The organism is Burkholderia dolosa (genome assembly GCF_902499135.1).
In the GTDB taxonomy this organism is placed as follows: Bacteria; Pseudomonadota; Gammaproteobacteria; order Burkholderiales; family Burkholderiaceae; genus Burkholderia; species Burkholderia dolosa.
The window spans coordinates 123,993-134,463 of record NZ_CABVPR010000006.1; the positions used below are offsets into that span (position 1 = coordinate 123,993).

At 68.3% G+C, this 10,471-nt stretch carries 9 protein-coding genes and 1 pseudogene; all 10 read left to right on the plus strand.

All coding sequences use genetic code 11. From position 1 onward, the window contains the following. Positions 1-78 precede the first annotated feature (78 nt). Complete coding sequence (locus BUB20358_RS05120) at positions 79-1,116, plus strand: sulfate ABC transporter substrate-binding protein (protein ID WP_006764363.1); 1,038 nt, start codon at positions 79-81, stop codon at positions 1,114-1,116. Positions 1,117-1,241: 125 nt separating this feature from the next. Further along, the gene (gene cysT / locus BUB20358_RS05125; RefSeq protein WP_006764362.1) at positions 1,242-2,138 is read left to right on the plus strand and encodes a sulfate ABC transporter permease subunit CysT; all 897 of its coding nucleotides are present in this window, start codon (positions 1,242-1,244) and stop codon (positions 2,136-2,138) included. Then, positions 2,135-3,079 (plus strand): sulfate ABC transporter permease subunit CysW, encoded by a 945-nt coding sequence (cysW, locus tag BUB20358_RS05130; RefSeq protein ID WP_006764361.1) that lies wholly within the window; start codon positions 2,135-2,137, stop codon positions 3,077-3,079. The genes cysT and cysW overlap by 4 nt, the downstream gene beginning before the upstream one ends. A 13-nt stretch (positions 3,080-3,092) precedes the next feature. After that, positions 3,093-4,151, plus strand: coding sequence for a sulfate/molybdate ABC transporter ATP-binding protein (locus BUB20358_RS05135; protein WP_035972428.1), 1,059 nt, complete (start codon positions 3,093-3,095; stop codon positions 4,149-4,151). 73 nt (positions 4,152-4,224) lie between these two features. Then, positions 4,225-5,151 carry a CysB family HTH-type transcriptional regulator gene (locus BUB20358_RS05140; RefSeq protein WP_006764360.1) on the plus strand — a complete coding sequence of 309 codons (927 nt, stop codon included), beginning with the start codon at positions 4,225-4,227 and terminating at the stop codon, positions 5,149-5,151. 438 nt (positions 5,152-5,589) lie between these two features. Further along, positions 5,590-6,534: a sugar ABC transporter substrate-binding protein gene (locus tag BUB20358_RS05145; RefSeq protein WP_035972427.1), complete on the plus strand. Its 945-nt coding sequence runs from the start codon at positions 5,590-5,592 to the stop codon at positions 6,532-6,534. Positions 6,535-6,679: 145 nt separating this feature from the next. After that, complete coding sequence (locus tag BUB20358_RS05150) at positions 6,680-8,293, plus strand: sugar ABC transporter ATP-binding protein (protein WP_035972426.1); 1,614 nt, start codon at positions 6,680-6,682, stop codon at positions 8,291-8,293. Beyond that, positions 8,290-9,309 carry an ABC transporter permease gene (locus tag BUB20358_RS05155; RefSeq protein ID WP_006764357.1) on the plus strand — a complete coding sequence of 340 codons (1,020 nt, stop codon included), beginning with the start codon at positions 8,290-8,292 and terminating at the stop codon, positions 9,307-9,309. The genes BUB20358_RS05150 and BUB20358_RS05155 overlap by 4 nt, the downstream gene beginning before the upstream one ends. Before the next feature lie 33 nt (positions 9,310-9,342). Beyond that, positions 9,343-10,374: a LacI family DNA-binding transcriptional regulator gene (locus tag BUB20358_RS05160; RefSeq protein ID WP_035972425.1), complete on the plus strand. Its 1,032-nt coding sequence runs from the start codon at positions 9,343-9,345 to the stop codon at positions 10,372-10,374. Continuing rightward, positions 10,371-10,471 (plus strand): annotated as a pseudogene (locus tag BUB20358_RS05165) (ribokinase); the annotation flags it as partial. The gene BUB20358_RS05160 and the pseudogene BUB20358_RS05165, both read left to right, overlap by 4 nt.

Below are 10,471 nucleotides of genomic sequence, written 5' to 3' on the forward strand. Positions count from 1 at the left end.
AAGGATTATTTTTAATCATGTAACCCGTTCGCTAGACTGGCCCGACATCGCAATACCGACAACACTGGAGAACCAAGGATGGCGAAGCGCAACACGGGGCTGGTGGGCGGAGTGGGCCGCCTGATCGCAACATTCGCGCTCGGCGCGGCGGCAGCGCTGGGCGTTGCCGCGCACGCACGGGCCGACACGACGTTTCTGAACGTGTCGTACGACCCGACGCGCGAGCTGTATCAGGACTTCAATCAGGCATTCGGCAAGGAATGGAAGGCGAAGACGGGCGAAACGGTCAACTTCAAGCAGTCGCACGGCGGCTCGGGCGCGCAGGCGCGCTCGGTGCTCGACGGGCTGCAGGCCGACGTCGTCACGCTCGCGCTCGCGTACGACATCGATGCGCTGGCGAACAAGGGGCTCGTCAACAAGGACTGGCAGAAGCGCCTGCCGGACAACGCATCGCCTTACACGTCGACGATCGTGTTCCTCGTGCGCAAGGGCAATCCGAAAGGGATCAAGGACTGGGACGACCTGACCAAGCCCGGCGTGTCGATCGTCACGCCGAATCCGAAGACGTCGGGCGGCGCGCGCTGGAACTATCTGGCCGCGTGGGCGTATGCGCTGCACAAGCCGGGCGGCAGCGAGCAGACGGCGAAGGAGTTCGTCACGAAGCTCTACAAGAACGCGGGCGTGCTCGACTCCGGCGCGCGCGGCGCGACGACGAGCTTCGTGCAGCGCGGCATCGGCGACGTGCTGATCGCGTGGGAGAACGAGGCGTTCCTGTCGATCAAGGAATTCGGTTCGGACAAGTTCGAGATCGTCGTGCCGTCGGCGAGCATTCTGGCCGAACCGCCGGTCGCGGTGGTCGACAAGGTGGTCGACAAGAAGGGCACGCGCAAGCTGGCCGAAGCGTACCTGAACTTCCTGTACAGCCCGCAGGGCCAGGAGATTGCGGCGCGCAACTACTATCGGCCGCGCTCGAAGAGCGTGCCGGCGGAACTGACGAAGCAGTTTCCGAAGCTGAAGCTGTACACGGTCGACGACACGTTCGGCGGCTGGACGAATGCGCAGAAGACGCATTTCGCCGACGGCGGCGTGTTCGACTCGATCTACAAGCCGCAGTAACACGATAACGACAGCGGCGCGCCACGACAGCGCGCCGCATTCCCGACGCATCCGCCGGCGCGAATCGACTCGCGCCGGCGTTTGCATCGGGCCCATGAGAAGAATCGACCCAGCAAGAGCATCCGATGACGACGTACACCTTTCGCAAGCCGAGCGCGCTGCCCGGTTTCGGCGTGACGCTCGGCATCACGGTGGCCTATTTGAGCCTCGTGGTGCTGATCCCGCTCGCCGCCACGTTCCTGAAGACCGCGACGTTGTCGTGGGAGCAGTTCGTCACCGCCGTCACGTCGCCGCGCGTGCTCGCGTCGTACCGGCTGACGTTCTCCGCCGCGTTCGGCGGCGCGCTGATCAACGCCGTGTTCGGCTTTCTCGTCGCGTGGGTGCTGGTGCGCTACACGTTTCCGTTCAAGCGGATCGTCGACGCGATCGTCGATCTGCCGTTCGCGCTGCCGACGTCGGTGGCCGGCATCTCGCTCGCGGCCGTCTATGCGACCAACGGCTGGGTCGGCCAGTATCTCGCGCCGTTCGGGATCAAGATCGCGTTCACGCCGATCGGCGTGCTCGTCGCGCTCACGTTCATCGGCCTGCCGTTCGTCGTGCGCACCGTGCAGCCGGTGCTCGAGGATTTCGAGCGTGAACAGGAGGAAGCGGCCGCATGCCTGGGCGCGTCGCGCTGGCTGACGTTTCGCCGCGTCGTGCTGCCGGCCGTGCTGCCGGCGCTGCTCACCGGCTTCGCGCTCGCGTTCGCGCGCGCGCTCGGCGAGTACGGATCGGTGATCTTCATCGCCGGCAACGTGCCGATGAAGTCGGAGATCACGTCGCTGCTCATCATCACGAAGCTCGAACAGTACGACTACGCGGGCGCGACCGCGCTCGCGGTCGTGATGCTCGTCGTGTCGTTCGTGATGCTGCTGCTGATCAACACGCTGCAGTGGTATCTGCAGAACCGCACGAGCAAGGGCGCGAGCGGTCCCGCGCCGGCCGCGGCCGCTGCAGCTGCCGCAGCGGGAGGCGCGCAATGAGCGAGGAGGTCACCGCCGTGCTGAAAGACCGATCCGCCGCGCGTGCCGGTGCGGCCAAGCGGCTCGACCCCGTCAGCGAGCCGCGCGCGGTGCGCTGGCTGCTCACGGGCGTCGCGCTCGCGTTCCTCGCGTTCTTCCTCGTCGTGCCGCTCGCCGCGGTGTTCGTCGAGGCGTTGAGAAAGGGCGTCGGCTTCTATCTCGAGTCGCTCGCCGATCCGGACGCGTGGGCCGCGATCAAGCTCACGCTGACCGTCGCGGCGATCGCGGTGCCGCTGAATCTCGTGTTCGGCGTGTGCGCGTCGTGGGCGATCGCGAAGTTCGAATTCCGCGGCAAGGCGCTGCTGACGACGCTGATCGATCTGCCGTTTTCCGTGTCGCCGGTGATCTCCGGCCTCGTCTACGTGCTGCTGTTCGGCGCGCAGGGCTGGCTCGGGCCGTGGCTGCAGAATCACGACGTGCAGATCATCTTCGCGGTGCCGGGCATCGTGCTCGCGACGATCTTCGTCACGTTCCCGTTCGTCGCGCGCGAGCTGATTCCGCTGATGCAGGCGCAGGGCAGCGACGAGGAGGAGGCCGCGCGCGTGCTTGGCGCGTCGGGCTGGCAGATCTTTCGCCGCGTGACGCTGCCGAACGTGAAGTGGGGCCTGCTGTACGGCGTGATCCTGTGCAACGCGCGCGCGATGGGCGAGTTCGGCGCGGTGTCGGTCGTGTCCGGCCACATCCGCGGCGTGACCGACACGATGCCGCTGCACGTCGAGATCCTGTACAACGAATACAACTTCGCGGCGGCATTCGCGGTCGCGTCGGTGCTGGCGCTGCTCGCGCTCGTCACGCTCGCGCTGAAGCTGCTCGCCGAGCGCCACCTTGCGGCCGAACTGGCCGGCGCGCGCGCCGACGTTCCCGCCCATGCCGGCCCCGCGGCCGTTTCGTCGAAATCGTAAAGAGGCAACCAGAATGGGTATCACCGTCCGTCATCTTCAGAAGCGCTTCGGCGATTTCACCGCACTCGACGATGTGTCGCTCGACTTTCCGCCGGGCGAACTCGTCGCGCTGCTCGGGCCGTCCGGATGCGGCAAGACCACGCTGCTGCGCGTGATCGCGGGCCTCGAGCACGCGGACGCCGGGCAGGTCGTGCTGCAGGGTCTCGACGTCGCATCCGTCGGCGCGCGCGATCGTCAGGTCGGCTTCGTGTTCCAGCATTACGCGCTGTTTCGCCACATGACCGTGTTCGAGAACGTCGCGTTCGGGCTGCGCGTGAAGCCGCGCCGCGAGCGGCCGTCGGAAGCGGCGATCCGCGACAAGGTGCACGAGCTGCTGAAACTCGTGCAGCTCGACTGGCTCGCGCAGCGCTATCCGTCCGAGCTGTCCGGCGGTCAGCGCCAGCGGATCGCGCTCGCGCGCGCGCTGGCCGTCGAGCCGAAGGTGCTGCTGCTCGACGAGCCGTTCGGCGCGCTCGACGCGAAGGTTCGCAAGGAATTGCGCGGCTGGCTGCGGCGCCTGCACGACGACCTGCACATCTCGACGATCTTCGTCACGCACGACCAGGAGGAGGCGCTCGAGGTGGCCGATCGCATCGTCGTGCTCAATCGCGGCCGGGTCGAGCAGGTCGGCAGTCCGCAGGACGTCTACGATCATCCGCAGAGCGCGTTCGTCTACGAGTTTCTGGGCGCCGCGAACCGGCTGCCGGGAACGGTCGCCGCGCGCGGCTTCGTCGCCGACGGCGCGGCTGCGCCGATCGCGGTCGACGTCGATTTCGCGGGCCGCGCGAATGCATACGTGCGGCCGCACGACCTGCAGCTTTGGCCGGCCGGCGAAGCGCACCGCGACGGGATCGCGGTGGACGTGCGCCGCGTGATTCCGCTCGGCGGCTCGGTACGCGTCGAGCTCGAGGCGCGCGCGGGCGGCGCGCTCGAAGCGGAGCTCGATCGCGACGCGTGGCAGGCGCTCGCGCTGCAGGTCGGCGACGGCGCGACGGCCGTGCCGCGCGCGGTGCGCGTGTTTCCCGCGCACTGACGCGCGCGCCGCACCGGGGGCGGACACCGCTTCGATTCGACAGTCAAACAACGACAGCCTAAGAGGCATACCCATGAATTTTCAGCAATTGCGTTTCGTGCGCGAAGCCGTGCGCCAGAACATGAACCTGACGGAAGTCGCGAACGTGCTGTACACGTCGCAGTCGGGCGTGTCGAAGCAGATCAAGGATCTCGAGGACGAACTGGGTGTCGACATCTTCATCCGGCGCGGCAAGCGGCTCACCGGGCTCACCGAGCCGGGCAAGGCCGTGCATCAGCTGATCGAGCGGATGCTGCTCGACGCGGAGAACCTGCGCCGCGTCGCGCGCCAGTTCGCCGACCAGGACAGCGGCCACCTCGTCGTCGCGACGACGCACACGCAGGCGCGCTATGCGCTGCCGAAGGTGATCCGGCAGTTCACCGACGTGTTCCCGAAAGTGCATCTGGCGCTGCGGCAGGGCAGCCCGCAGCAGATCGCGCAGATGATCCTGAACGGCGAGGCCGATCTCGGCATCTCGACCGAGGCGCTCGACCGCTATCCGGACATCGTCACGTTCCCGTGCTACTCGTGGCACCACACGGTCGTCGTGCCGAACGGGCATCCGCTCGCCGGCCGCCAGAACCTGACGCTCGACGAGATCGCCGAATATCCGATCATCACGTACGACCAGGATTTCACCGGCCGCTCGCACATCGACCAGGCGTTCGCGCAGGCCGGCGCGGTGCCGGACGTCGTGCTGACCGCGATCGACGCGGACGTGATCAAGACCTATGTCGAGCTCGGGATGGGGATCGGCGTCGTCGCGGCGATGGCCTACGATCCGCAGCGCGACACCGGGCTCGTCGCGCTCGACACGCAGCATCTGTTCGACGCGAGCACGACGCGGGTCGGGCTGCGCAAGGGCGCGTTCCTGCGCGCATACGCGTACCGGCTGATCGAAATGTTCGCGCCGCACCTGAGCGAAGCCGAAATCGCCGGGCAATTGCGCGAGACCGTTTGACCGAATGCGCGAGCGCCCGCATCGCTTACGCCGCGGTCGGCGCGGCGACGCGTGGCCAAGCGTCCGGCGGCCCGCAACACAACCGCAATCGCGTCCGGCGCGGCGCTTTCCGGACATTCGTCCGAAGCGCCGCGCCGACGCACGACCGTTGGCCGCGCGCGTCGCATTCGCGCGGCCTCGTGCTCCGAATAAACCCTAAATATTGATCAGACGGGTTGCGCGCCGGAGCGAAACGGTCCAGCATAGCTTCCACTCCGCCGGCGTCCGCCGGCGGCGGCGCGTAAACGTCGCCCCGCGCCAGGCAGTCGGCCGTCTGCCTCGCCTCCATTCCAGCACCGACAGCAGTACCGATGGCCGATCGTCGGGTAGTGTGGCGCAAACGTTTGCTCGTAATAAAACAACAGCCAGGCCCTTCGGGCCAGTCGCCAGGAGATGTGTATGAATGTCCTCTTTCGCCGTCGCTTCCTGACCGCCGCGCTCGCCGCGGTCGCGTTCGTCGCCGCACCGGCCGTCCACGCGCAATCCAAGCCGAAGGTCGCACTCGTGATGAAGTCGCTCGCCAACGAGTTCTTCCTGACGATGGAAAACGGTGCGAAGGAATACCAGAAACACAACGCGGGCCAGTTCGACCTGATCACGAACGGCATCAAGGACGAGACCGATACCGCCAACCAGATCCGCATCGTCGAGCAGATGATCGTGTCGAAGGTCGACGCGATCGTGCTCGCGCCGGCCGATTCGAAGGCGCTCGTGCCGGTCGTGAAGAAGGCGGTCGACGCGGGCATCATCGTCGTGAACATCGACAACCGGCTCGATCCGGACGTGCTGAAGTCGAAGAACCTGAACGTGCCGTTCGTCGGCCCGGACAACCGCAAGGGCGCGCGCAAGGTCGGCGACTACCTCGCGAAGAAGCTGAAGGCGGGCGATCAGGTCGGCATCATCGAAGGCGTGTCGACGACCACCAACGCGCAGCAGCGCACGGCCGGCTTCGAGGACGCGATGAAGGCGGGCGGGATGAAGGTCGTGTCGGTGCAGTCGGGCGAATGGGAAATCGACAAGGGCAATGCGGTCGCGTCGGCGATGCTCAACGAATACCCGAACCTGAAGGCGCTGCTGTGCGGCAACGACAACATGGCGATCGGCGCCGTGTCGGCCGTGCGCGCGGCCGGCAAGCAGGGCAAGGTGTACGTGGTCGGCTACGACAACATCAACGCGATCAAGCCGATGCTCAAGGACGGCCGCGTGCTCGCGACGGCCGACCAGTACGCGGCGAAGCAGGCGGTGTTCGGCATCGACACGGCGCTGAAGGCGATCGCCGAGCATCGCAAGCAGGCCGACCTGTCCGGCGTCGTCGAAACGCCGGTCGATCTCGTGACGAAGTGACGCCGCGCCGGTCCGGCCGCCGCCCTCAAGAAACGGGCGCGGCGGCCGTTATCCGGAGTGAGCGCGATCACGGCCGCAGCATGCCCATGCACTTGTGAGCGTCACCACCGCGCGCCGCGTGCGCGCCGCCGCAACCAGGATCGCGATGGAACCGACCTTCCAATCTCCCCGTTCAGCCGTCCCCGTGCTGGCCGTCGCCGGCGTCGGCAAGACCTACGCCGAGCCGGTGCTCGCCGACGTCACGCTGACGCTCGCGGCCGGCGAAGCGCTTGCGCTGACCGGCGAGAACGGCGCGGGCAAGAGCACGCTGTCGAAGATCGTCGGCGGGCTCGTCGAGCCGACCGCCGGCACGATGCAGCTCGGCGGTCACGCATATGCGCCGGCGAGCCGCACGCACGCGGAAGCGCTCGGCGTGCGCATGGTGATGCAGGAGCTGAATCTGCTGCCGACGCTGACGGTCGCCGAAAACCTGTTCCTGAATCGCCTGCCGCGGCGCTTCGGGATCATCGACCGTGCGCGGCTGCGCGACGACGCGCGCGCGGCGATGGCGCAGGTCGGGCTCGACGCGATCGATCCCGACACGCCGGTCGGCGCGCTCGGCATCGGTCATCAGCAGATGGTCGAGATCGCGCGCAACCTGATCGGCGACTGCCGCGTGCTGATTCTCGACGAACCGACCGCGATGCTGACCGCGCGCGAAGTCGAACTGCTGTTCGAGCAGATCGACCGGCTGAAGGCGCGCGGCGTCGCGATCGTCTATATCTCGCACCGGCTCGAGGAGCTCGCGCGGGTCGCCGAGCGCGTCGCCGTGTTGCGCGACGGCCGGCTCGTGCACGTCGGCGACATGGCCGCGACGACGTCCGACCGGCTCGTCACGCTGATGGTCGGCCGCGAGCTCGGCGAGCACATCGATCTCGGCGCGCGGCATATCGGCGCACCGCGGCTCGTCGTGTCGGGCATGACGCGCGGCTCGGCCGTGCGCGACGTGTCGCTCGAAGTGCGCGCCGGCGAGATCTTCGGCATCTCGGGGCTGATCGGCGCAGGGCGCACCGAGCTGCTGCGGCTGATCTACGGCGCCGATACGCCGGACGCCGGGATGGTCGCGGTCGGCCAGCCGCCGCAGCCGGTGCGGATCGGCTCGCCGGCGGACGCGGTCGCGCACGGGATCGCGCTGATCACCGAGGACCGCAAGGGCGAGGGGCTGCTGCTGTCGCAGTCGGTCACGTCGAACGTGTCGCTCGGCCAGCTCGAACGGCTCGCGCGCGGCGGCATCGTCGATACGGCCAAGGAGATCGCGCTCGCCGAGCAGCAGATCGACGCGCTGCGGATCCGCACGCACGGCCCGGCGCAGGCGGTCGGCGAGCTGTCCGGCGGCAACCAGCAGAAGGTCGTGATCGGCCGCTGGCTCGCGCGCGACATGGGCGTGCTGCTGTTCGACGAGCCGACCCGCGGGATCGACGTCGGCGCGAAGTTCGAGATCTACACGCTGATGGGCGCGCTCGCGCGCGATGGCCGCGCGCTCGTCGTCGTGTCGAGCGATCTGCGCGAGCTGATGCTGATCTGCGACCGGATCGGCGTGATGTCGGCCGGCCGCATGACCGCCGTGTTCGAACGCGGCAACTGGACCCAGGATGCGCTGCTCGCGGCGGCGTTCGCCGGCTTCGGCCGCGAAGCGTTGCCGGACGATGCGCAGCAGCCGGACGCGCGGCCGGCGCAGCCCGCCGCGCGCGGCATTTCGACGACAGGACGACAGCAATGACCCAGCCTCCCGTATCCCCGACCGACGCCGGCGCGCAGCAGACCGTGACGGGGCGCCGCGCGCGCACGCTGTCCGGCACGCGGCTCGGCGTGTCGAACTATCTCGGGCTCGCCGGCGCGCTCGTCGCGATGATCGCGCTGTTCTCCGCGCTCAGCTCGCATTTTCTGACCTACGACACGTTCAGCACGATCGCGAACCAGATTCCGGACCTCGTCGTGATGTCGGTCGGGATGACGTTCGTGCTGATCATCGCCGGGATCGACCTGTCGGTCGGCTCGGTGCTCGCGCTCGCGGCGTCGATGGTCAGCGTCGCCGCGCTGAAATGGCAGTGGGGGCCGCTGCCCGCCGCGCTGATCGGCATCGCGGTCGCGACCGTCACCGGTTCGCTGACCGGTGCGGTCACGGTCGGCTGGCGGATTCCGTCGTTCATCGTGTCGCTCGGCGTGCTCGAGGCCGCGCGCGGCCTCGCGTATCAGCTGACGAACTCGCGCACCGCATACATCGGCGACGCGTTCGACATCCTGTCGAACCCGATCGCGCTCGGCATTTCGCCGGCGTTCCTGATCGCGGTCGCGGTGATGATCGCCGCGCAGTTCGTGCTGACGCGCACGGTGTTCGGGCGCTACCTCGTAGGGATCGGCACGAACGAGGAAGCCGTGCGTCTTGCCGGGGTTAACCCGCGGCCGTATAAAATTCTCGTGTTCGCGCTGATGGGCGCGCTCGCGGGGCTCGCGTCGCTGTTCCAGATCTCGCGGCTCGAAGCGGCCGATCCGAACGCGGGCGCGGGGCTCGAGCTGCAGGTGATCGCGGCCGTCGTGATCGGCGGCACGAGCCTGATGGGCGGACGCGGCTCGGTGGTCAGCACGTTCTTCGGCGTGTTGATCATCTCCGTGCTGGCTGCCGGGCTCGCGCAAATCGGCGCGAACGAGCCGACCAAACGGATCATCACCGGGGCGGTGATCGTGGTCGCGGTCGTGCTCGACACCTATCGCAGCCGGCGCGCACGCGCGCGGTAGCACTACAGAGAACAGACCAGAGAGAAACGGGAAATGGCGACGATCAAGGATGTGGCGGCCATGGCGGGCGTGTCGTTTACGACCGTCTCGCACGTGGTGAACAATTCGCGGCCGGTGTCCGCGGATGTGCGGGCGAAGGTCGAGGGCGCGATCCGCGAGCTCAACTACGTGCCGTCGGCCGTCGCGCGCTCGCTGAAGGCGCGCTCGACGGCGACCATCGGCCTCGTCGTGCCGAACAGCACGAACCCGTACTTCGCGGAGCTCGCGCGCGGAATCGAGGATCAGTGCGCAGCGAACGGCTATTGCGTGTTCTTCTGCAATTCCGACGACGATCCCGTCAAGCAGCGCAACTATCTGCGCGTGCTGCAGGAAAAGCGCATCGACGGGCTGATCGTCGCGTCGGCCGGCGAGGACGCGGTGCTCGCGCAGACGCTCGCGGACGCGCATGCGCCGCTCGTCGTCGTCGACCGCAACATCGAGGGGCTCGCGGCCGATCTCGTGCAGATCGATCACGAACGCGGCGCGTATCTGGCGACGCGCCATCTGCTCGAGCTCGGCCACGCGAAGATCGGCTGCATCACCGGGCCGACCGACACGGCCGTCAGCGCGATGCGCGTGCACGGCTTCATCCGTGCGATGGCCGAGCGCGGAATCGACATCATGCCGGGCGCGATCGCGGAAAGCGACTTCTCGTGCCTCGGCGGCTATCACGCGGCGTCGCGGCTGTTCGAATCGGTGCGGCCGAGCGCGATCTTCGCGGGCAACGACCTGATGGGCGTCGGCGCGCTGCGCGCGGCGGCCGAACGCGGGCTGCGCGTGCCGGACGACTGCTCGGTGATCGGCTTCGACGACATCGAATTCTCGCGCTACACGTATCCGGCGCTGTCCACGGTCGGCCAGTCGGTGCGCGCGCTCGGCGAAATGGCCGCGCAGACGCTGATCGAGCGGATCGGCGGCGGTTCTTCGGCCGCGCCGAGCCGGCGCCGCGTCGTGTCGCCGCGCCTCGTGCTGCGCGAATCGACGGCGATCTACCGCGAGCCGGCCGCGCCGGGCGGTCGCGCATGACCGCGCGCCCGGCAGGCGCCGGCCGCGTGACGGTGGTCGGCAGCCTCAACATGGATCTGGTCGTGCGCGCGCCGCGGCTGCCGCTGCCGGGCGAAAC